At 40.0% G+C, this 22,297-nt stretch carries 19 protein-coding genes; 17 read left to right on the top strand and 2 right to left on the bottom strand.

The annotated features are described in order from the left end of the window. Nucleotides 1–32: 32 nt before the first annotated feature. The 5 genes from LfDm3_RS05840 to LfDm3_RS05820 all read left to right on the top strand — a co-directional run bounded on the left by LfDm3_RS05840 (nucleotide 33) and on the right by LfDm3_RS05820 (nucleotide 5,020). Entirely contained in the window at nucleotides 33–1,409 is a 1,377-nt protein-coding gene (locus tag LfDm3_RS05840) for a UDP-N-acetylmuramoyl-tripeptide--D-alanyl-D-alanine ligase (RefSeq protein ID WP_039144968.1), read from the top strand. A 179-nt stretch (nucleotides 1,410–1,588) separates the two neighbouring features. Beyond that, nucleotides 1,589–3,079, top strand: a complete 1,491-nt coding sequence (locus LfDm3_RS05835; protein WP_039144966.1) for a DEAD/DEAH box helicase — start codon at nucleotides 1,589–1,591, stop codon at nucleotides 3,077–3,079. A gap of 112 nt (nucleotides 3,080–3,191) precedes the next feature. Continuing rightward, the gene (alr, locus tag LfDm3_RS05830) at nucleotides 3,192–4,334 is read left to right on the top strand and encodes an alanine racemase (RefSeq protein ID WP_039144965.1); all 1,143 of its coding nucleotides are present in this window, start codon (nucleotides 3,192–3,194) and stop codon (nucleotides 4,332–4,334) included. A 24-nt stretch (nucleotides 4,335–4,358) separates the two neighbouring features. After that, a complete protein-coding gene (locus LfDm3_RS05825) occupies nucleotides 4,359–4,622 on the top strand; it encodes a hypothetical protein (protein WP_039144963.1) in 264 nt (87 codons plus the stop codon). A 26-nt stretch (nucleotides 4,623–4,648) separates the two neighbouring features. Further along, entirely contained in the window at nucleotides 4,649–5,020 is a 372-nt protein-coding gene (locus tag LfDm3_RS05820) for a type II toxin-antitoxin system PemK/MazF family toxin (RefSeq protein WP_039144961.1), read from the top strand. 52 nt (nucleotides 5,021–5,072) lie between these two features. Here the strand turns inward: LfDm3_RS05820 and cbpA are convergent, their stop codons facing one another. Both cbpA and LfDm3_RS05810 read right to left on the bottom strand, forming a co-directional pair. Next, complete coding sequence (gene cbpA, locus LfDm3_RS05815) at nucleotides 5,073–5,747, bottom strand: cyclic di-AMP binding protein CbpA (protein ID WP_039144960.1); 675 nt, start codon at nucleotides 5,745–5,747, stop codon at nucleotides 5,073–5,075. Between the two features lie 101 nt (nucleotides 5,748–5,848). Next, a complete protein-coding gene (locus LfDm3_RS05810; RefSeq protein ID WP_010022833.1) occupies nucleotides 5,849–6,802 on the bottom strand; it encodes an L-lactate dehydrogenase in 954 nt (317 codons plus the stop codon). Between the two features lie 200 nt (nucleotides 6,803–7,002). Here LfDm3_RS05810 and pth point away from each other — a divergent pair, with 200 nt between their 5' ends. From pth to lysS, 12 genes are all read left to right on the top strand, one after another. Next, the gene (gene pth / locus LfDm3_RS05805) at nucleotides 7,003–7,560 is read left to right on the top strand and encodes an aminoacyl-tRNA hydrolase (protein WP_039144958.1); all 558 of its coding nucleotides are present in this window, start codon (nucleotides 7,003–7,005) and stop codon (nucleotides 7,558–7,560) included. Between the two features lie 32 nt (nucleotides 7,561–7,592). Then, nucleotides 7,593–11,132 (top strand): transcription-repair coupling factor, encoded by a 3,540-nt coding sequence (gene mfd, locus LfDm3_RS05800; RefSeq protein WP_156112363.1) that lies wholly within the window; start codon nucleotides 7,593–7,595, stop codon nucleotides 11,130–11,132. Continuing rightward, nucleotides 11,113–12,684: a putative polysaccharide biosynthesis protein gene (locus LfDm3_RS05795; protein ID WP_052236635.1), complete on the top strand. Its 1,572-nt coding sequence runs from the start codon at nucleotides 11,113–11,115 to the stop codon at nucleotides 12,682–12,684. Before mfd ends, LfDm3_RS05795 begins: the two co-directional genes overlap by 20 nt. Beyond that, on the top strand, nucleotides 12,681–12,968 hold the full coding sequence (locus LfDm3_RS05790) for an RNA-binding S4 domain-containing protein (RefSeq protein WP_039144956.1): 288 nt from the start codon (nucleotides 12,681–12,683) through the stop codon (nucleotides 12,966–12,968). Before LfDm3_RS05795 ends, LfDm3_RS05790 begins: the two co-directional genes overlap by 4 nt. A 75-nt stretch (nucleotides 12,969–13,043) precedes the next feature. Further along, nucleotides 13,044–13,424: an FtsB family cell division protein gene (locus LfDm3_RS05785; RefSeq protein ID WP_052236634.1), complete on the top strand. Its 381-nt coding sequence runs from the start codon at nucleotides 13,044–13,046 to the stop codon at nucleotides 13,422–13,424. An 89-nt stretch (nucleotides 13,425–13,513) separates the two neighbouring features. After that, nucleotides 13,514–13,996, top strand: a complete 483-nt coding sequence (locus LfDm3_RS05780; RefSeq protein WP_010022826.1) for a S1 domain-containing RNA-binding protein — start codon at nucleotides 13,514–13,516, stop codon at nucleotides 13,994–13,996. Nucleotides 13,997–14,046: 50 nt separating this feature from the next. Beyond that, entirely contained in the window at nucleotides 14,047–15,432 is a 1,386-nt protein-coding gene (gene tilS / locus LfDm3_RS05775; protein ID WP_052236633.1) for a tRNA lysidine(34) synthetase TilS, read from the top strand. Beyond that, the gene (gene hpt / locus LfDm3_RS05770; RefSeq protein ID WP_039144954.1) at nucleotides 15,425–15,964 is read left to right on the top strand and encodes a hypoxanthine phosphoribosyltransferase; all 540 of its coding nucleotides are present in this window, start codon (nucleotides 15,425–15,427) and stop codon (nucleotides 15,962–15,964) included. The genes tilS and hpt overlap by 8 nt, the downstream gene beginning before the upstream one ends. Nucleotides 15,965–16,039: 75 nt before the next feature. Further along, complete coding sequence (gene ftsH, locus LfDm3_RS05765) at nucleotides 16,040–18,142, top strand: ATP-dependent zinc metalloprotease FtsH (protein ID WP_010022823.1); 2,103 nt, start codon at nucleotides 16,040–16,042, stop codon at nucleotides 18,140–18,142. A 58-nt stretch (nucleotides 18,143–18,200) separates the two neighbouring features. After that, nucleotides 18,201–19,094, top strand: coding sequence for an Hsp33 family molecular chaperone HslO (gene hslO / locus LfDm3_RS05760; RefSeq protein ID WP_039144952.1), 894 nt, complete (start codon nucleotides 18,201–18,203; stop codon nucleotides 19,092–19,094). Between the two features lie 93 nt (nucleotides 19,095–19,187). Then, entirely contained in the window at nucleotides 19,188–20,186 is a 999-nt protein-coding gene (gene dusB / locus LfDm3_RS05755) for a tRNA dihydrouridine synthase DusB (protein ID WP_039144950.1), read from the top strand. Between the two features lie 56 nt (nucleotides 20,187–20,242). Continuing rightward, nucleotides 20,243–21,772, top strand: a complete 1,530-nt coding sequence (gene lysS / locus LfDm3_RS05750) for a lysine--tRNA ligase (RefSeq protein WP_010022815.1) — start codon at nucleotides 20,243–20,245, stop codon at nucleotides 21,770–21,772. Nucleotides 21,773–22,297: the final 525 nt, after the last annotated feature.

Here is a 22,297-nt window from a genome sequence, read left to right as displayed (position 1 = left end):
TGCATTTAGATCGAATTAATAGGAGTTTTGTTATGAAAATGAACCTTTTAGAGATTGCCAAAGCCGTCAACGGCGACTTGAATTCAAAAAAATATGAAAATGTGGATGTGACGGGCGTTTCGTTTGATAGTCGGAAGCTAAAGCCAAACGACCTGTTTGTGCCACTTACGGGGAAACATGATGGTCATGACTTCATTGCAAGTGCCATTGAAAACGGCGCTAGTGCAACCTTTTGGAATAAAAGTAGAAGTGAGGACGCGCCAAAGGGATTCCCAGTTATCTTAGTTGATGACACTTTGAAAGCTCTTCAAGACTTGAGTAGTCATTACTTAAATAAGATTAATCCGAAGGTGGTCGCCATTACGGGAAGTAACGGTAAAACTACCACTAAGGATATGATTGCTTCCATTCTTGCCACCCAGTTTAATGTATGCAAAACGCATGCGAACTTTAATAATGAGATTGGGGTTCCCATCACCATTCTTTCCATGGAATCGAACACTGAATACTTGGTGGTTGAAATGGGGATGGATAGACCGGGTCAGCTTGACTTCTTGAGTAAACTGGTGAAGCCTGATATCGCCGTCATTACGATGATTGGAGAGGCCCACATTGAGTTCTTTGGTACTCGTGATAAGATTGCGGACGCTAAGATGGAAATCACCCATGGTTTAAGACCTGACGGGGTGTTTGTCTATGATGGGGATGAACCATTATTAAATGAACGCGCTAAGGAACTCGATGTTGAAAAATTAACCTTCGGAAGAAAAGATACTAATGATATTTATCCAAAGGACGTGTTTGATGGCGATCATGAGACCACGTTTAAGACCAACAAACTTGGCAACATGAAGTTCACCATTCCTTTGATTGGTGATTACAATGTTAATAATGCCCTAGCTGCGATTGAAGTCGGTGAGTTAGCTGAGATTTTACCAGCCAACATGCGTGGAGCGTTAGATCATACGAATTTTACTAACAATCGAACGGAATGGGTTAAAGGTGCAAACGGTGAGATGATCTTGAGCGATGTTTATAATTCGAACCCGTCCGCTTTAAAGGCGGTGTTAAAGGCCTTTCAGGATACTCATTTGGATGGAAAACGAATTGCCGTTTTGGGTGACATGCTCGAATTAGGCGATCATGCTCAAGAAATGCATGAGGGAATTTCAGATGCCATTAATCCCCAATTGATTCAACAAGTTTATCTGGTTGGACCGCTGATGAAGTCATTATATAAAATGTTACAAAAAAAATATCCAAATCAAAATAACCTCCATTATTACGCAACCGATCAACTGGATCAACTAGCTAAAGACTTAGACCCCCAGTTATCTACTGGTGATGAGGTCTTGCTCAAAGGGAGTCACGGGATTCACTTAGAACAAGTTTTAAAAGCATTAGAATAGTTTTGCTTAGCGGTTTTGATTTGTGAAATTTGGTTAAATGGTGTAATATATTTTAGACACGTAATCGCTGAAGTATTTAGAAATAAGTGTGGATCAGATAACTTGCGCACTACGGGAAACGGATTTTTCTCAAGCAAATTATTGAATCCACAGTTGTTGTTTCAATAGGAGGAACACATTTGAAGTTTAAAGATTTAGGACTATCAGATAGTCTACTAAAAGCCATTGAGAAATCAGGCTTTGATGAACCCACTCCAATCCAAGCCCAAACAATTCCATTATTGCTTAAGGGTCAGGATGTGATTGGACAGGCTCAAACTGGAACCGGGAAAACGGCTGCGTTTGCCCTTCCAATTCTACAAGAGATCGATCTGAACAATCCAGACGTTCAGGCCCTTGTCATTTCACCAACTAGAGAACTAGCAATTCAGACCCAAAAAGAGATGCAACGACTCGGTGGGGTTGAAGGTGCTCGAGTTCAGGTTGTTTATGGTGGTTCTGACATCCGTCAACAGATTAGAGATTTGAAGAAGAAACCACAGATTGTGGTAGGAACTCCAGGACGGATACTTGATCACATTAATCGTCGTACTTTAAAGCTTGGTCACGTTAAGTACCTTGTTTTGGATGAAGCGGATGAAATGCTTAACATGGGTTTCTTAGATGATATCGAGAGTATCATCAAGAACATTCCAAGTGATCGACAAACTTTGCTTTTCTCAGCAACGATGCCAGCTCCCATTAAGCGAGTTGGGGTTCAGTTCATGAGGGATCCAAAGCAGATTACCGTTAAGTCTAAGGAATTAACCACTGATTTAGTTGATCAGTACTACGTTAAAGTAAAGGACAATGAGAAGTTTGATACGATGACACGTTTGTTTGACGTTCAAACTCCCAAAGTTACCATCGTTTTTTGTCGAACTAAGCGTCGAGTTGATGAAGTTTCCAAGGGACTAATTGCACGAGGATATCGTGCTGCCGGCCTTCATGGTGATTTAACTCAGAAGCGTCGTACTCAAATTATGAATGAGTTCAAGAACGACAAAATTAATTATTTAGTTGCAACCGATGTTGCTGCTAGAGGAATTGATGTTTCAGGAGTAACTTACGTTTATAACTTTGATATTCCTCAGGATCCTGAGAGTTATGTCCATCGAATTGGACGAACTGGTCGTGCCGGTCATCATGGTACTTCCGTTACTTTTGTAACCCCCAACGAAATGAGTTACCTTCGTGGGATTGAAAAGTTGACCAAGGTGAGAATGTTACCTTTGAAGCCACCTTCAGAGGATGAAGCACTTGCTGGACAGTTAAAGTTTGCAGAAAATGATATTGAGAAACTGGTTCAAAAGACTGATACAGCCAAGTTTGAACGAGTTGCTAAAAAGTTACTTGAAAAGTATGACAGTGTTGATTTAGTATCGGCATTGTTAAATGACATGACAAGAGATCAAGTTAAGGTTCATATTACTGCTGAAAAACCACTCAAGAATCATGGTGGATTCGGCGGACACCGTGGTGGTGGTTATCACGGAAAACGTAATGATCGCAATAGTCACAAACGATTTGGTAATCGTCGTGGTGGACATGACTCTAGACGTCATGATTCACGAGGACGTAACGGTGGAAATCACGGTAAATCAAAGGGTTTCGTCATTAAGAATAAGTAGAAAAAAGAGAACCACGAGTGGTTCTCTTTTTGTTTAGAAAATTAATTTGTTAAGTGCTATAATAATCATCAAAGAATAATTAGATAGTACTTTATTCAAGGAAGTATACGTTATGGCAGTGGGAAAAAACCGAAATGCACAACTAGTGATTGACGAAGATGCTATTTTTCATAATATTAGTGAAGAGCGGAAACGCTTAGACTCGAAGTCGGATTTATTTATGGTCGTTAAAGCCAATGCTTACGGTCATGGAGCGGTTCAGGTTGCCGGAATTGCTAAGGCAGCTGGAGCGACTGGCTTTTGTGTTGCAATCTTGGACGAGGCCATTCAGCTTAGAGAAGCGGGCTTTGTTTCAGAGCCGATTCTCGTTTTAGGGCTTTCTGATCTGAACAACGTCCCATTAATCTCGAAGTACAACGTTTCAGTCACGGTTAGTTCAGTCGATTGGATCAAGCAGGCAGCTGAATTAGCCCAAAAGTTGGGACTTAAAAACAAGATTAGGGTTCATTTAGCTCTAGATACGGGAATGGGACGAATCGGACTACAAACCGTTTCTGAAGTTAAAGATGCAATAGTTGAGTTGAAGCGAACTAGCGAGTATATTGATTTTGAGGGAGTTTTTACTCATTTTTCCACTGCAGATAGCACTGATGATGATTACTTTCAGTATCAGTTAGACAATTTTAATGAATTGATGACTGCAATTCCTGAGAAACCGCGCTACGTTCATGTGGCTAACTCAGCCACTAGTATGTGGCACAAAGCAGCGGGGGGAAACATGGTCCGTTTTGGAGTGGCTGGCTATGGTTTAAATCCGTCTGGGGTTGCGATTGCGTCGCCATTTAAGTTGGAACCTGCCATGAGCTTCACGAGCGAATTAATTTACGTGAAGGAGGTTCAGAGCGGTCGTTCAATTGGATACGGGGCAACTTATACATCCGATTCAAGGGAGTGGATTGGAACGGTTCCTGTTGGCTATGCGGACGGTGTTCGCCGCTCGATGCAGGGATTTTCAGTTCTTGTGGATGGTCAGTATTGTCCCATCGTTGGTAGAGTATGTATGGATCAACTAATGGTTAGGTTACCTTACAAGATGCCGATCGGAACTAAGGTTACCTTGGTTGGAACCGATCACGACCATACCATTACTTTACAGGACGTTGCTGACTATTGTCATACCATTCATTATGAGATTGCATGTGGGTATTCTAGCCGTTTACCACGTGTTTATCGGTCAAGTGATCATCTGAAGTAAATATTTGTAAGAGGGAGTATCTCCATGATATACAAATACGTGATTAATCCTATCTGGATCCAGAAAAATGAAGAATATTCCACCAAACGGGGACTTTCTTTTGACAACCACAAGATTGCCATGAGTTGTGACTCGTTTGATAAAGACCCTCTAATTAATTCTTTGATTTATGGCTACTCAGTCATGGCCAACTTAAATTCACTAATTGTCGATGAGTATTCTCCGTGCGAAGATGAAGTATCTAAGCGGTTATTCGATGACTATGAGAACGAAAAGTCACGACTGTAAGTTTATTTATGCGGAAGGAATAGTCTATGGAAAACGTTGAGATTAAACGTGGCGATATTTTCTATGCAGACTTATCTCCAGTCGTTGGTTCTGAACAAGGTGGGATGCGCCCTGTGTTGGTAGTGCAAAATAACGTGGGAAATCACTATAGTCCCACTGTGATTGTGGCTGCTATTACAGCTCGAATTACAAAGCCCAAGATGCCTACGCACGTGGGCATTACACCTCAGAACGCCGGAATTGAGAAGAGTTCGGTGATTCTGTTAGAACAAATTAGGACAATTGATAAGCAGCGTCTTAAAGATCATGTCACCCATTTAAGTAAAGATATCATGAGAAAAGTTGATGCTGGTCTCAGCCTAAGTCTGGGACTCAGCCGGAGCACACACGAAGTCTGATGATACATAATATAAAAAGGAACGTGGAATTATTCCACGTTCCTTTTTATATCTAATTTTCTTCGATTGGGGTTTCTTTGGACTCCTGTTTTAAATCTTCTACCTCGGGAACCTTGAAGCCCTTGCGCTCAAGGGCGGCAATGATCCGATTCAAACGTTCTTTGGTAACTTTAGAAGGAAGGGTAAACATGGTCCTCCGATAAATTGTTTTGCCGGTTCGATCTACTGAATCCAGACTGATAACACTGGAAATGGCGGTGTACCTAGTAATAATGTGGGCCATCTCTTCTAGATCACCTCGTTCACCAGGTGAAATTACAGAGATTACGTAGCTTCCAAACTTTACGTTCCAAGACTGAGATAAACTTTCCATCAGTTTGGTGTGGGTTAAGATTCCGTAGAAATCATTGAACTCGTCTAAAATGGCAATGTACGGGAGATCTTTGATCGTAAAGAAGACCTTAAAAAAGGCGGAATTCAGGTTAACGAACTTGGTTTCGTTCCGAATTAGCGTCATCACCGAGTCGGACATTTTGCCGCCGTCAGCTTCATGTTTGTAGATGTGCATTCGATAAATATTTCCCTTAAATGCCTTGTGAGTGGCATCTAAGACGGGGATACAACGAAAATGGTTCTTTTCCATTAATTTCAATGCAGTGTCAAGATCAGTGTTTTCGTCCACAGTGATCAAGTCGCTCTTAGGTTTAACTAAAGATTGCAAAATCATGGCTAAGGCTCCTCACGTAAGTAATATTTAATTAATACTAACACAAAATAACTGAGAGCATAAAAAAACAGACATAAATGTCTGCTTTTTAAAATTAAATTTTAAAGATCGATCGTCTTCATACCCTTATCAATTGTTTCTTTAAGTGTCTTAGCAGAAGCGCTCATCTTATCTTTTTCGTCATCGCTTAGTGGAACTTCAAGAACCTTAGCAACTCCGGAAGCATTGACGATGGCTGGAGTACCGATATAAATGTCGGATAAACCGTATTGTCCATCAACTGGAGCACCAATTGGAAGGACGGTGTTTTCATCTCTTAAGATGGCTTTTGAGATTCTCATCAAAGCAGTTCCAACTCCGTAGAAAGTAGCACCCTTCTTGTTGATGATTTCGTAAGCCTTGTTTCTGGTTTCGTCTTCCATCTTCAATAGGTCGTCTTTGGTAACACCATTTTTCTTAGCGAATTCAACCAATGGGACATTTCCGATTGAGGCTTCGTCGATGTCAGCAAATTCAGAGTCACCATGTTCACCCATTACGTAAGCATTGATGCTTTGAGGGTTAACGTTTAGTTTCTTACCAACAGCAACTTGGAAACGTGAGGTATCAAGTGAAGTACCTGAACCAAAGACCTTGTTTCTAGGGAAACCAGAAATCTTTTGGGTTGCGTAAGTCAAAATGTCAACTGGGTTGGCAGCAACTAAGAAAATTCCATCAAAACCAGAATCAACTACTGGTTTAACGATGGTAGTCAAGATCTTTAAGTTCTTGTTAACAAGGTCAAGTCTAGTTTCACCAGGCTTTTGTGGTGCACCAGCAGTGATAACCACTAAGTCAGCGTCTTTACAGTCGCTGTAGTCACCAGAGTAGATCTTCTTTGGAGAAGTGAAGGGTTGGGCATCTTCAAGATCCAATGCGTCTCCTTCAGTTCGGTTCTTGTCAATATCAACAACTACAAATTCTTCGGCGATACCTTGTTGCATCATTGCGAATGCATATGATGAACCAACGGCACCATCACCGACTAAAACAACTTTTTCATGTTTTTCAGCCATAATATTTCTCCCTCTTGAAATTAGTTTGTTCACAAACTAATTATATCATGAACGAATTTAATTATACAGAACCTTATGTTAAGTGGTGGCGTATCAAATCAAATCGTTAATTTATTATGATACAATAAACATGATTAAGCCGAGTGAATATTCATTTCGGCCATTTTGCGTTAATTAGAAGTAAATGGGAGACATTAATGATGAAAATGATTGTGGGATTAGGCAATGTCGGTTCTGAGTTCGATGGAACCAGACATAACACCGGATTTATGGTAGTTGATCAGTTTGCGGATCAAAACGGCATTGAGATTAACAAGCAAAAGTTAGATGCCATGTACGGAACCGGAATTGTAAATGGCGAAAAAGTCATGGTCGTTAAACCAACCACCATGATGAATGATTCTGGAAGGGCCGTTCATCCCTTGATGCAGTTTTACAAGTTGGATTTAGACGACCTAGTGATTGTGTACGATGACATGGATCTCCCAGTTGGTCGTATTCGCTTACGAAATCATGGTTCTGCTGGTGGACATAACGGAATTAAGAGTATGATTGCTCACCTGGGAACTGACCAGTTTAACCGAATTAAAGTGGGAACCAGCCATCCCAAACGCGAGAGTGTCGTTAATTATGTATTAGGTAAATTTAGTTTAGAACAGCGTGCTCCGTTTGGTGAAGCCAAGGATCATGCGGTGAAAGCACTGAACGAGTGGGTTTCTGGAACCGACTTTAGTAAATTAGAAAATCAGTTTAATTAATCCGTATTAATAAATAGAGAGGGGATGAGTTTTTGAAGTTAGATGAAACACTTAGGGAAATGCCACAATATGAGAAGATTAGTTCCAAGCTTGATCCAGATACCAAGCAGTTAATTACTGGAACTAGTGGTTCCGCTCGGACTCTACTCTTAAAGCAATTAATTAATGATAAGCAAAAACCAACGATTTACGTTACCGATACGATGAATCATGCGGATCAAATGACCGAGTCGTTTAATGATGTCATGGATTCAGACCAAGTCTTTGAGTTTCCTGCTGAAGAGTTAGTGGCAGCGGAAATTGCGACGAGTTCACCCCAATATCGAGCTCAGCGAGTTCGGGCATTAAATGCGCTTGAATCTGGGAAACCGGTCGTAGTAATTGTTTCAACGGCGGGATTAAAACGTTATTTACCTGAGCCAGTTAGTTTTAATCAAGCCCAATTACATGCTCAGGTGGGTGACGATTTGGATCTTGAAAAGATCCAGCAAGAGTTAGTCCAGATGGGTTACGAAAGAAAAAACATGGTAGCCGCTCCTGGGGAGTTCGCTAATCGGGGATCCATTTTGGATATTTATCCGTTAAACTCGGATTATCCCGTTCGAATTGACTTCTTCGACACTGAAGTTGATTCAATGCGATATTTTGATGCTGCAACGCAACGGAGTGTTAAAAACATCAATGAGATTAACGTGTTGCCGGCTTCCGATTTCTTGCCAAGTGAGGCGGACCGAAAGCATGGAATTAAGGAACTTCAAAAACGATTAGATCAGGCCATTAAGGATGATGGCAGTGATATCCTGGTTGATAAAATTCAGCAGGTAATTGATGGACTAAAGGGAAAATCGATTGATCAAAAGTGGAGCGAGTATAGTCAGTTTATTTTCGAAAAAGAAACGTCAATTTTGGACTATCTGCCTGAAAATGGAATGGTCGTCTACGATGACTACAGTCGGGTTCGGGATGCTAATAAGCAACTTGAAAACGATGAAAAAAACTGGCGTGAGTCGATTGCAGACAATCATGAGTTGTTTTCCGATCAGAAGTTGTCATTAGACTTTAGGACGATTACTAGAAATGATCACCATGCCACACTCTTATTTTCTTTGTTTCAAAAGGGCTTAGGAAGGATGAAGCTTTCCGACATCATCGACATTAAAGTTCATCCCATGCAGCGTTTCTTTGGGCAAATGCCGATGTTTAAAGCTGAAATGCAGCGGTACCAAACCGAAAAACGGACCGTGGTAATTGCGGTTGGTGATGAAAAACGGGTTGAAAAAGTTTCTTCCACTTTAAACGATTTTGGAGTCGATGCCATTGAATCGACCACTGATAATATTATTAAGGGTAAAACCCAGATTGTGTCTGCTAACCTCAAAGATGGATTCGACCTTCCGGCTGCTAACCTGGCAGTTGTGTCAGAATCAGACATGTTTAAACGGGTTAACGAACAAAAAAAGAAGAAACGAGTAAGACGACAGACCTTTTCAAACGCAGAGCGAATCAAGAGTTATACCGACTTGAAACCCGGGGACTACGTTGTGCACGTGAACCACGGAATTGGTCGTTATGATGGTATGAAAACCATGGAAGTTGATGGTCGTCATCAGGATTATATGACCTTAACTTACCAAAAAGGTGCCAAAATTTACGTGCCGGTTGATCAATTAAATCTGGTTCAAAAATACGTTTCATCAGAAGATAAGCACCCTAAAATTAATAAACTTGGTGGTACCGAATGGGCAAAAACCAAGCGTTCGGTTGCTTCAAAAGTAGAGGATATCGCCGATGATTTGGTGGACTTGTATGCCAAACGTGAGGCTGAATCCGGTTATGCTTTTCCGGTTGATGATCAATACCAGACTGAATTTGAACAGGCCTTTCCTTACACTGAGACTCCAGATCAAATTCGGAGCACGGATGAAATTAAAAAAGACATGGAAAGTCCACATCCGATGGATCGTTTATTAGTCGGAGACGTTGGCTATGGAAAGACCGAGGTTGCCCTAAGAGCTGCCTTTAAGGCGGTTGAAGCTGGAAAGCAGGTCGCTTTTCTAGTACCAACAACGGTCTTAGCTCAACAACATTATGAGACGATGATGGAACGTTTTGACGGGTTCCCGGTTAAAGTTGGGGTGTTGTCTCGATTTGATACCCCCAAGCAAACTCGCCAGACCATTCAAGATTTAAAGGATGGCAAGATTGACATTGTGGTTGGAACCCATCGTTTGCTTTCAAAAGACGTGAAGTTCAATGATCTAGGACTTCTCATTGTGGATGAAGAGCAACGCTTTGGGGTTAAGCACAAAGAAAAGATTAAGGAATTGAGGTCGAACGTTGATGTATTAACGTTGACGGCAACCCCGATTCCGCGAACGTTGAACATGTCGATGATGGGAGTCCGTGATCTTTCAGTCATTGAGACGCCGCCAGCTAATCGTTATCCAATTCAAACTTACGTGATGGAACAAAATGAAGGTTCCATCGTGGACGGAATCAGGCGTGAAATGCAACGGGGCGGTCAAGTCTTTTATCTGCATAACCGGGTCAAAGATATTGATCAAACGGTTGATAAACTGCAGACGTTACTACCGGATGCAAGAATTGCTTCCATTAATGGTCAGATGTCTGAAAACGAGATGGAAGGAATTCTGTACGATTTCGTAAACGGCGATTATGATGTATTGGTTACGACCACCATTATCGAAACGGGTGTTGATATTCCGAACGCTAACACTTTGTTCGTTGAAGACGCTGATCGCATGGGACTATCCCAACTTTATCAGATTCGGGGCCGAATTGGTCGTAGTAATCGAGTTGGGCAAGCCTACTTTATGTATCAGCCTAACAAGGTTTTGACTGAGGTTTCGGAGAATCGTTTGGAAGCCATTAAGGATTTCACCGAATTGGGTTCTGGATTTAAGGTGGCCATGCGGGACCTTTCCATTCGGGGAGCCGGCAACGTGCTTGGCAAACAGCAGCATGGTTTCATCAATTCGGTTGGTTATGATATGTACACTAAGATGTTATCTGATGCAGTTTCTAAGAAAAAGGGACAGCATCGGGTGGTTGAAAAATCGGATTCGAAGGTTGAACTTGGCATTGAAGCCTACCTGCCATCAACCTACATTGAAGATCAACAACAGAAGATTGAATTGTATAAGCGGATTCGCCAGATGGACAGCGAAGATCAGTTCACGGAACTTCAAAGTGACTTAATTGATCGTTTTGGTGAGTATCCGGTTGAAGTTGCTAATTTACTTGAAATCGACCGAATTAAAATGTTGGCTGATTATGATTTAATTGAAAAGATTCGAAAGGATCAAAGCAATTTGATGGTAACCGTCAGTAAAACGGGAACCCAAAAGTTCACTAGTAAGGATATCCTAAAGGCTATTGCTGATACTGACTTTCGATCAGCCGTTAAGGTTGTGGACGGACGCTATCAGATTAAATTAGTGGTTCAACCAACGATGAAAGACAAAGATTGGTTAAGCCAGTTGTATAAGTTTGTTAGTGGCTTAAGTAAAATCAGATTGGAACAAGAAGAGCATGAATCAAAAGACAAATAAGAAAATTATTAGCGGGACCTTGATTCTTTCCATTGCTGCCATTATTTCAAAGGTGCTGAGTGCGGTTTATCGCATCCCACTGGAAAACTTTGTTGGAAACGTTGGTTTCTACATTTATCAGCAGGTTTATCCGATCTATGGCATTGGAGTAGCATTTGCGTTGACTGGTCTGCCGGCTTTCATTTCGAAACTGATTGTGGAACGGGACACGGAGGAAGCAAAGCAGACTTTGTTCTTTCAAATCATGGTAATTTTGACGATCATTACAGTGGTGATCTTTGCCGGTCTTCAACTGTTTTCTTCTGAAATTGCTACTTTAATGGGAGATCTTGAACTAAAGCCTGTGATTCAAGCAGTCAGCTGGATGTTCTTATTAATGCCACTGTTAGCTGACATTCGGGGATATTATCAGTCTTCGATGCAGATGATTCCGACGGCTACTTCTCAGGTAGTGGAGCAGGTAGTCCGGGTTGCCATGATTATCGTGGTTGCTTACCTAGCAGCTGCTCAACATTGGAACTTATATCACATGGGAACTTTAGCCATGCTATCAGCACCGGTGGCTGCCGTGTTTGCGGCCGTGATTTTGCTTGGTCAATCTCACCACCTTTTTCGGCATTTTCATTTGGCTGATTTAAAGTTTAACTATGTGACTTTAACCAAGCAAATTGTCCTAGAGGGTGGTGTCTTAAGCATCCTAGCGGCTTTGATGGTTTTAATGCAGCTGGTGGATTCGTTTACAGTGAAAAACGGGCTAGTTGCCAGCGGATTAAGTAATCTCGTTGCCCAAACCCAGAAGGGGATCTATGATCGGGCACAACCCATTGTTCAGTTAGGATTGGTAATTGGAACGGCGATTTCGTCCACGGTTCTTCCCCAGATGGCCTACTATTACCATACTGGAAAAGAAAAGTCCTTTAAGACCTTGGTAAAACACAGTATGCGGATTACACTGGTGGTAACGATGGCAGTTACCTTTGGATTAATTAGTATCATGCCTCAACTGAACCACCTTTTGTTCGGGAGTTATGATTTGGATCTGACCCTTGCCATTTATTGCCTCAGTATCCTGTTTGCAACGATGGTAACCGCATTTAATTCGGTTTTACAAAGTATCAATAACTTTAAGAGTACGGCAGTAGCAATTTTTGGTGGATTATTATGTAAGCTCGCTTTAACTAGAATATTTGTTGTTCACTTTGGAATTATGGGAGCCTCTTTATCAACCATCATTGCTTTAGCAGTGGTTCTTTTGGTTAACTGGTATACCAGTCCCAAGCAAGTTCATGAACATATCTTTAGGGTAGACTTTCTGATAAAAGTAGCGGCCATCAGTATAGTAATGATGATTGTGATTGGATTACTAGGATGGTTACTTAATTATTATTTGGGTAATGGAAGTAGACTAATGGATATCGTTAAGCTGATGGTGGTCATCCCAGTGGGAGCCATTGTGTTCCTAGGAATGTGTTTAAAGGGGAAAGTCCTCAGTGCTTCCGAATTAGAAATGATTCCGATTCTAAATCGATTTGTAGGAGATAAGATTAAATGAGAATTGATAAATTTTTGAAAATTGCACGAATTATAAAACGGCGTCCGATTGCTAAAAAAATTGCTGATCAGGGACGGGTTTTTGTAAATGGAGAACCAGCAAAATCTTCAAGTAAAGTTTCTGTTGGTGATCAGATTTTAATTAAATTTGGGAATAAGAATTTAACGGTAGAAGTTTTGCAATTGTTAGATACTACTAAAAAAGCTGACTCTGATACCATGTATAAAACAATCAGCGAAACATACGATCGTGATTATAAAGCAGAAAACGATGAGTTAGAATAATTATTGTTAAATTAATATTATATTCTGGATTGGCTTGTGTTATTATGATCATATAAACTTGTGGAGGCATTTCTGATGAACAGAAATAATAATGTAGAGTATTTGAATTCTGCTTCAAGGAAAAATAAGAAAAATCAACAAAAGAATCGTCCTAAAGTTAATAAACGAACTAAACGTCTCATGGCGATCGTAGCGGTTTTTGCTGTGGTTATTATTGCACTTGGATGGCAAATTGTTGATGGAATGAATCAAATCCACGAAGTAAACGCCCAAATTACTGAAAAGCAACAGGATTATCGGGTGGAAAAACAAAAAGAAAAAGGGCTTAATGAACAGATTAAGCTGTTAAATAACAAGAATTATCTTCAGGAATTGATGCGAGCCAAATATTATTACACAAAACCGGGCGAAACAGTTTACAGTTTCCCACAGAATAGTAATATTGGTAATGAATAGAGGGTTACGATTGTGTAATCTTCTTTTATTTTACTTTGAAGTATTATGTTATAATTAACTCAACATTTATTAGGAGGAATGGCTTTTTTATGGCAATTAAGGTTGGAGAGAAAGTCACTGGAAAAGTTTCTGGAATTACTAATTTTGGAGCTTTTATTGATCTAGGCGATCACAAGACTGGATTGGTTCATATCAGTGAAGTTTCTGATGGTTACGTGAAGGATATTCATGATATTTTGTCTGTTGGCGATGAAGTGACCGTTAAGGTTTTGAGCATTGGGGATGACGGTAAGATCGGCTTATCCATCCGCAAGGCTTCTGATCATCCAGGCGAAGGATCACATTCACATCATGGTGAACATAATCATGATGAGCATTCACACCATGGACACGCAAATAATGGGAATCATGGACATCGTGGTGGCCACGACAATCGGAATGGCCATAAGGGTAAGAATGAAAGCTTTGATGACTTACTTTCAGATTTCATGAAAGAAAGCGAAAGTCGGATGTCCGTAATCAAGAAAAACACAGAAGGTAAACGCGGTGGCCGTGGTGGCCGTCGTAGTTAATGAACGAATAACTGAGCAATCTGCTCGGCTTTTTTGTTTTGGAGGTTAATTTGAATTTACAACGTCAAATTAATTCATTAATTAATAAGGAACACTGGTGGAATGAAGCTCAACCAGTTGTGGTTGGCGTGTCAACGGGGGTTGATTCCATGGTGTTATTGAACTTGTTGGAGCATTTACCTAAGCTGATAAAGCCTCGAATCATCGTTGCCCACGTTAATCATCATTTAAGAGAGCAAAGTACCATTGAAGAGCGGTTTATAACTGAATATTGTAGGAACCATCACCTTGAGTTAATGGTTGGAAATTGGGACCCTAATGACATTCATAGTGGAATCGAAGCCAGAGCACGTCAGTTTCGGTATCATTTTTTTACTAAGGTAATGGATGAAAAGGGTGCCACAATTCTTTTAACCGCTCACCAGGCCAATGACCAGGCTGAGACTGTCCTCATGAAACTGATTCGAAGCGGAAATTTAATGGAGTGCCAGGGAATTCAACCAATTCGGCCGTTTCATAATGGTAAGATTATTCGCCCAATGTTATCTTTCTCAAAAAATAATATTCGGGCTTATGCTCGTAGTCATGGGTTAGTTTGGTACGAAGATGAGACTAATTTTGGAGAAGAGGTTTTGCGAAACCGAATTCGGAACCAAATTTTACCGAACCTAATGAAAGAAAATCCTCAAGTAATATCCCATCTTGCTAATTTTGCTAAAAACTTACAGTCTGAGATTGCTGGGGCGGAAGAATTGGCCTCAACATTTTTGCAACATCAAGATCTTAAGGTAAAGAATGACCGAGTTAGTGCTCGATCCGATTTAATTAAAACAGATCAACTACCAATTTTACTGCGAACGTTACTAAAGAAACTGACAACTTCAGTTACTCTTTCTGACAACCAAATTACAGAAATCATGACTTTAGTTAAAGATTTTGAAAAACCTCAAGGAAAATTGCAAATTTCAAATGCTTATTTTTTTGAAAAAAGTTATAATAGTATCATGTTTTTTAAGCAATCTCCTAACAATTACGATGAAGACCGTGATAAAAGTTCGTTTGTGGTAAAATTAAACACGTGGAACTACGATAATAATGGATTTAACTTTGGAATTTTTGATAAGAATCATGTTCCAAAGGGGAAATTCGATCGTGTTAGTTACTTCGATTTAGCGACTGCGCAATTTCCTTTATCTATAAGAAGTGGTCAGCCGACTGATACCATTGAACTTAAAAATGGCGGACATCAAAGTTTAAGAAGATTGTTAATTAATCAAAAGGTTCCAAGTGAAAAACGGCGTCATGTCAAGGTGTTGGTAGATAGTAAGGAACAGGTTTTAGCAATCATTGGTTACAAAGAAAGTCGGAAGTCGTCGCCAAGTGCGACAAACGGGTATGAACTTTTAGTTACGCGAAAGGATGTAACAAATGAATGACGATATTGAGAGGGTTCTATATAGTCAAGAAGACATTGCCGCTGCGGTAAGAAGATTGGGAAAACAGTTAAGTAATGATTATCGGGACAAAAAGCCACTAGTGGTTTGCGTACTTACTGGTGCTGTTTTATTTATGAGCGATATTATTCGTCAGATGGACATATACTTAGATATTGATTTTGTAGACGTTTCAAGTTATAAGGGTGGAACTGCCTCAACCGGAAAGGTAGAGCTCATCCGTGATCTTGACAGTGATGTTAGTGGTCGTGACATTATTTTTGTTGAAGATATTATTGATACGGGAAGAACCCTTCAATTTCTCGAAGATTTAGTTTCAGATCGAGGAGCTAACTCAATTAAAGTTTGTACCATTTTTGATAAACCCGAGGGACGGGTCGTTTCTGCTAAGGCAGATTACGTTGGATTTAATGTTCCAAATGAATTTATTGTGGGTTATGGACTTGATTACAAGGGTTTTTATCGTAATTTGCCATACATTGGAATTTTAAAACCTTCAATTTATTCGGCCTAAACGGTCGTTCATTTAAAGTAAAAGTGATAACATTCTATTTGTTATCTTTTCGAGAAATAAGATTGGGAGGCACAAATGAAAAATAATAAAAATGGGCTTTTTAAGAGTAGTCTATTTTATATCATCATCTTTGTGGTTGTCATGGGTGTTATTATGTTGGTCACTGGTGGTGGCGGATCACAAAGCACTCAAACTCAGGGAATTCGTTCAAGTCAATTTACTAATGATTTGCAGACGAATAAAGTCAAGAATTTCTCTGTTCAACCTTCTGGCGGTGTATATAAAATAACTGGTCAGTACAAGAAACCCCAAAATGTTAAGCAGAAGAATAATGGAATTCCGCTTAACTTTAGTAATGGAAAACTTACCAAGTCTAGTAACAATAACTACACTAAGGTAAATGGATTCACTACTAGTGTTTTAAAGAACGATTCATCCGTTAGTCAGATTACCAAGTTGGCTAACAAGAACAAGGTACCGATGAGTACCAAAGAAACACAATCGAATAGTTTTTGGTTGAACCTAGCCATCTCAGTTCTACCATTATTAATCTTCATCTATTTGTTCTACATTATGATGAAACAAGCTGGTGGAGCTGGCGGTGGTGCCGGTGGTGTCATGAAAGTCGGCAAGAGTCAGGCTAAGCCAGTCAAGAGTAGTGTTAAGTTTAGTGATGTTGCTGGTGAAGATGAAGAGAAACAAGAACTGGTTGAAGTTGTTGAATTCTTGAAGGATCCGAAGAAATTTACTAAACTTGGTGCCGTCATTCCCAAAGGTGTTTTACTTGAGGGACCTCCTGGTACCGGTAAGACCTTGCTAGCTAAAGCGGTTGCTGGTGAAGCAAATGTTCCATTCTATTCATTATCTGGATCAGATTTCGTTGAAATGTTTGTGGGTGTTGGTGCTAGCCGGGTTAGAGATTTATTTGCCCAAGCCAAGAAAAATGCACCAGCAATCATCTTTATTGATGAAATTGATGCCGTTGGACGAAAACGTGGATCCGGAATGGGCGGCGGTCACGATGAACGTGAACAAACCCTTAATCAACTATTAGTTGAAATGGATGGTTTTACAGGGAATGAAGGTGTCATTGTCATTGCCGCAACTAACCGTTCTGATGTTCTTGATCCAGCTTTGACTCGTCCAGGTCGATTTGACCGTAAAATTTTAGTTGGTCAACCAGATGTTCGTGGTCGAGAGGCTATTTTAAAGGTTCATGCCAAAGGCAAGCCACTTGCTCCCGATGTTGATCTTCATGAAATTGCTAAACAAACCCCTGGATTTGTGGGAGCTGACTTAGCTAACTTACTAAATGAAGCCGCATTACTGGCAGCAAGAAATGGCGATAATCAGATTAATGCAGCCGATATGGATGAAGCTGAAGATCGAGTTATTGCCGGTCCTGCTAAGCGGAATAAGGTTATCAATGAACACGAACGTCAAATTGTGGCTAACCATGAAGCTGGTCATACCATTGTTGGATTAGTACTAAATGATGCCCGAGTTGTTCATAAAGTTACGATTGTTCCAAGAGGTCGTGCAGGTGGATACGCCATCATGCTACCAAAGGAAGATCAGCAATTAATTTCGAAGAAAAATGCTCAAGAACAACTTGCTGGATTAATGGGTGGTAGAACGGCTGAAGAAGTTGTCTTCCATTCTGAATCATCTGGAGCTTCCAATGACTTTGAACAGGCTACTAATCTTGCCCGTGCCATGGTTACTCAGTACGGGATGAGTGATAAGATTGGAACCGTTGAACTTGAGAGTCCTAACCAAGATCCATATGCTGCACCTAAGTACTCACAGGAAACTGCAACCAAGATTGATGATGAAGTGAAATACTTTATTGATGAGGCTCACAGTGAAGCCAAGAAGATCATTGAGGGTCATCGTGAGCAGCATAAGGCCATTGCGGATGCACTTCTCAAGTACGAGACATTGGATGAAAAGGAAATCTTGAGTTTGTATAAGACTGGTAAGATGCCTGAACATTCAGAAAATAGTGACGAGTATCCAAGCGAAAATGAGACTTTCGAACAAGCTAAGAAAGCCATTGATGCAAAGGAACACGAACACGAAAAGAAACTTGAAAAGGAAATTGATCATTCTGAAGAGAAACACGATGAAAATCATGACAATTCAGATCACCCAAATTCTGATAATCAAGATCAATAAACAAAAAGAACGTTGGGATTATAACCCACGTTCTTTTTTAATATAAGGAGTGAATAAAATGAGTGATAAAAATGATGTATTAGTTAAAGCACTTACAAAGGACGGAATGTTTCGGGTTTACGGGTTAAATGCCACGGGAATCGTGAGTTACGTTCAAAAAATTCATGACACCTGGAGCACTTCAACCGCGGCATTGGGACGAACCATTGCGGCCACCTTGATGCTCTCGGCTTCTGTTTTGAAGGGAAAGGAAAGTATGACCGTTCGACTAAATGGCCAAGGTCCAGTTGGTGGAATGGTGATTGATGCGGATGCCAAGGGTCATATTAAGGGTTACATTCAAAACCCACACGTTAATCTTCCCTTAACTCAAGATGGCAAGATTGATGTTGCCAAGGGTGTTGGTAAGAATGGATTTCTAGAGGTTGTTAAAAACCAAGGAACCAGTGAGCCATATACCAGTGATGTTCCTCTTGCAAGTGGAAAAATTGGTGATGACTTTACCTTTTATCTCGCCAAGTCGGAACAAATCCCATCTGCTGTGGGTGTTTCCGTTGATATTGATGGAAAAAATAACGTTCAAAGTGCCGGCGGATACTTGATTCAAGTGATGCCTGGGGCTTCGGATGAGGCCATTGATAAATTAGAAAAGACCTTAAAAACGGCTCCTAGCATTTCATCGATGCTGGAAAAAGATCCCAATCCAGATCATATTTTAGATGAGTTGTTTGGTAAGGACCAACTGGATATTGTTGATCATCTGCCCGTTGAATTTGTATGCAATTGTTCTAAGGAACGATTTGCTAAAGACATTGCTGGAATTGGGAAAAAGGATTTGCAACAATTAATTGATGAGGATCACGGAGCTCAGGTGGTATGTAATTTCTGTGGTAAAAAGTATGATTTTTCAGAAGATGAGCTTGTGGAAATGTTAAATAATAAAGATAAATAACACTACGGAGCGAGCTAGAGAGCGGTTCGCTCTTTTTTGTTTTAATATGGTATTATATAAAATGTTTGGAAACAATTTAGATGAGGTGAAAAAATGGAGTGGAAAATTGGTAATGTAACGATCCCAAATCAATTGGTTGTAGCTCCAATGGCTGGAGTTACTAACTCAGCTTTTAGAATTATTTGTAAAAAGTTCGGTGCCGGATTAGTGGTCTGTGAAATGATTTCTGATCGTGGAATTATGTACAATAACAAAAAAACGTTAAGCATGGTAAATGTCGATCCTAATGAGCACCCAATGAGTATTCAAATTTTTGGTGGAACTAAGGAGACCCTGGTGGAAGCGGCAAAGTTTATTGATCAAAAAACGGCTGCCGATATCATTGATATCAACATGGGGTGCCCGGTAAATAAGGTTGTAAAAACCGACGCGGGGGCCAAGTGGTTACTTGATCCGGATAAAGTCTATGAGATGGTTTCGTATGTAACGGACGCGGTTCAAAAACCAGTGACCGTTAAAATGCGGACTGGCTGGGATGAAGATCATGTTTATGCCATTCAAAATGCGTTAGCAGCTGAGGCCGCTGGAGCTTCTGCGGTTGCCATGCATGGACGGACTAGAAAACAGATGTACACTGGTCATGCTAATTGGGAAATCCTAAAAGAAGTTGCTGATGCTTTGACCATTCCATTCATTGGAAATGGTGACGTTACGACCCCACAACAGGCAAAACAAATGATTGATGAAGTTGGTTGTGATGCGGTCATGATGGGGAGAGCTGTGGAAGGTAATCCATGGATTTTGAAGCAAACTGAGCGTTATTTGGAAACGGGTGAATTAATTCCCGAACCTAGTGTGGAAGAAAAGATTAATACTGCTAAAGAGCATTTGCATGGATTGGTTAAGATCAAGGGTGATTACGTTGGTCCAAGACAATTTAGGGGACAAGCTGCGTATTATTTAAAGGGAATTTCCCACTCTGCAAGAACGAAAGTTAAATTAAATAATGCGGAGTCTGAAGAAGAAATGGATCAGATTTTTGATGATTTCCTTGAAAAAGATGCAAAACGAAATGCGCGGAAAAATGCATAATATCGATGATTAATTATGTTATTATGAATGTAAGTTACTAGTTTGGGGGATTTGAATTGGCACAAGAGAAGAAAATGAACGACCAATTAAAAGTTCGTAGAGAGAAAATGCAAGAACTGAGGGATGAAGGAATTGATCCCTTTGGTCATGCCTTTAAGCCAACGTACTTGGCAAGGGATTTAGATAAAGAATTTAACCAGTATGATAAGGAAGAATTGGAGCAAAAAGACGTTAAAGCAACCATTGCTGGACGTATGGTGGCTAAACGTGGGAAAGGTAAGGTTGGCTTCGCTGACATTTTGGATCGTTCTGGTAAGATCCAGGTATACGTTCGTAAAGATGTTGTGGGTGAAGATCAATACCATATTTTTAAGCGAGCCGACATTGGAGACTTTCTTGGTTTCACTGGTGAAGTGATTAAGACAGACATGGGCCAATTAACGATTCGAGCAACCTCGATTACCTTTTTATCAAAGGCATTGCGTCCACTTCCTGATAAATATCATGGATTACAGAATAAAGAACAAAAATACCGTCAACGTTACCTTGATTTGATTTCTAATCGAGATAGTTTTGAACGTTTTCAAAAGCGTAGCAAAATTATTAAGGCGGTTAGAAACTTCTTAGACAACAAAATGGACTTTACTGAAGTTGAAACACCAGTTTTGCACACTTCAGCCGGTGGAGCTTCAGCTCGTCCGTTTGTTACTCACCATAATGCTTTGAATATCGATTTATACTTACGAATTGCACTCGAGCTTCATTTAAAACGTTTGATCGTTGGTGGCATGGGCCGTGTTTATGAAATTGGTCGTGTCTTTCGAAATGAAGGAATGGATAAAGAACACAATCCTGAATTCACAGAACTTGAGACTTATGCCGCATATTTTGATTTCCATGATGTAATGGATGAGACCGAGGGAATCTTTAGAGCAGCTGCAAAAGCCGTTAGTGACGATGGTAAGGTGACTTATCAAGGTGAAGAAGTTGATTTAAACCAAGAATTTGATCGAATTCATATGGTTGATGCCGTTAAGAAGTATACTGGTGTTGATTTCTGGCCTAAGATGTCAGACGAAGACGCTAAGAAATTGGCTGACGAGCATGGGGTTCACTATGAATCATATTGGAAAGTTGGTCATATCATTAATGCCTTCTTCGAACAGTTTGTTCAACCAAAATTAAAGAAACCAACCTTCGTTTATGGTCATCCAATTGAAATTTCTCCATTGGCAAAGAAAAATGCTGATGACCCAAGATTTACTGATCGTTTTGAATTATATATTTTGGGTAATGAGTACGCTAATGCTTTCTCAGAATTAAATGATCCAATTGATCAGCGTCAACGTTTCGAAGCACAGGCTAAGGAACGCGAAGAGGGTAATGATGAGGCTCAAGGAATTGATGAAGACTTTATTGAAGCTCTTGAGTATGGAATGCCACCAACAGGTGGACTAGGAATTGGGATTGATCGTTTGGTAATGCTCTTAACTGATGCACCATCAATTCGAGATGTTTTGTTATTCCCAACGATGAGACCAGAAGATAATACTGATAATCCGCAAAATGAGGATAAAAAGAAATAATTATTATATATAGTAGAATAAAAGAGCAATTGCACTCGAAGTGCAATTGCTCTTTTTGTTTCATGGCCTATGATTGAATAATGGCTATTTAGAGGGGTTTGATGAAAGAAGTTAGTTGTGAAATAGCTAAAAATAAAAAAGTTTGACCTTTTTTGACCAAAAGTGTTGACAAAGTATTTAAGCGCATGTATAGTAGTAAATGCTCAGTGAGAGAGATAAAGTGATTTGCTAATAATTAATAGTCATTGATTATGAACTGAATTAATTATTTTAATTGTATCTCTTGCGTTTGAGCTGAGAATATTGTATTATGTTAACTGCTGTTTGAGCTTTGTAATTAAATGTTGAGTTAAATAAATTTAAATTAATTGAGTTTATCTGTTGACATTCATTAATCAATGTAGTATAGTTATATATGTTGCGTTGGTGATAACTAAACGGCAACAAACAAGAGTAGATCTTTGAAAACTGAACAAGATTTTGATTACAAGTGTAAGGTAGTTTTAAGTGTACAAGCTTAAAATT

Source organism: Fructilactobacillus fructivorans, assembly GCF_000814735.1.
Classification (GTDB): domain Bacteria; phylum Bacillota; class Bacilli; order Lactobacillales; family Lactobacillaceae; genus Fructilactobacillus; species Fructilactobacillus fructivorans.
Note: the sequence above shows the minus strand (reverse complement) of the source record. Positions and strands in the feature narration are given on the sequence as shown.

What these genes read in the sequence shown, in the direction of transcription:
- LfDm3_RS05810 (WP_010022833.1), bottom strand. Translation starts at nt 6,802, where the DNA reads ATGGCTGAAAAACATGAAAAAGTTGTTTTAGTCGGTGATGGTGCCGTT.
- LfDm3_RS05820 (WP_039144961.1), top strand. Translation starts at nt 4,649, where the DNA reads ATGGAAAACGTTGAGATTAAACGTGGCGATATTTTCTATGCAGACTTA.
- LfDm3_RS05825 (WP_039144963.1), top strand. Translation starts at nt 4,359, where the DNA reads ATGATATACAAATACGTGATTAATCCTATCTGGATCCAGAAAAATGAA.
- LfDm3_RS05780 (WP_010022826.1), top strand. Translation starts at nt 13,514, where the DNA reads ATGGCAATTAAGGTTGGAGAGAAAGTCACTGGAAAAGTTTCTGGAATT.
- ftsH (WP_010022823.1), top strand. Translation starts at nt 16,040, where the DNA reads ATGAAAAATAATAAAAATGGGCTTTTTAAGAGTAGTCTATTTTATATC.
- LfDm3_RS05795 (WP_052236635.1), top strand. Translation starts at nt 11,113, where the DNA reads ATGAATCAAAAGACAAATAAGAAAATTATTAGCGGGACCTTGATTCTT.
- LfDm3_RS05840 (WP_039144968.1), top strand. Translation starts at nt 33, where the DNA reads ATGAAAATGAACCTTTTAGAGATTGCCAAAGCCGTCAACGGCGACTTG.
- LfDm3_RS05790 (WP_039144956.1), top strand. Translation starts at nt 12,681, where the DNA reads ATGAGAATTGATAAATTTTTGAAAATTGCACGAATTATAAAACGGCGT.
- hpt (WP_039144954.1), top strand. Translation starts at nt 15,425, where the DNA reads ATGAATGACGATATTGAGAGGGTTCTATATAGTCAAGAAGACATTGCC.
- hslO (WP_039144952.1), top strand. Translation starts at nt 18,201, where the DNA reads ATGAGTGATAAAAATGATGTATTAGTTAAAGCACTTACAAAGGACGGA.
- alr (WP_039144965.1), top strand. Translation starts at nt 3,192, where the DNA reads ATGGCAGTGGGAAAAAACCGAAATGCACAACTAGTGATTGACGAAGAT.
- cbpA (WP_039144960.1), bottom strand. Translation starts at nt 5,747, where the DNA reads ATGATTTTGCAATCTTTAGTTAAACCTAAGAGCGACTTGATCACTGTG.
- dusB (WP_039144950.1), top strand. Translation starts at nt 19,188, where the DNA reads ATGGAGTGGAAAATTGGTAATGTAACGATCCCAAATCAATTGGTTGTA.
- LfDm3_RS05785 (WP_052236634.1), top strand. Translation starts at nt 13,044, where the DNA reads ATGAACAGAAATAATAATGTAGAGTATTTGAATTCTGCTTCAAGGAAA.
- pth (WP_039144958.1), top strand. Translation starts at nt 7,003, where the DNA reads ATGAAAATGATTGTGGGATTAGGCAATGTCGGTTCTGAGTTCGATGGA.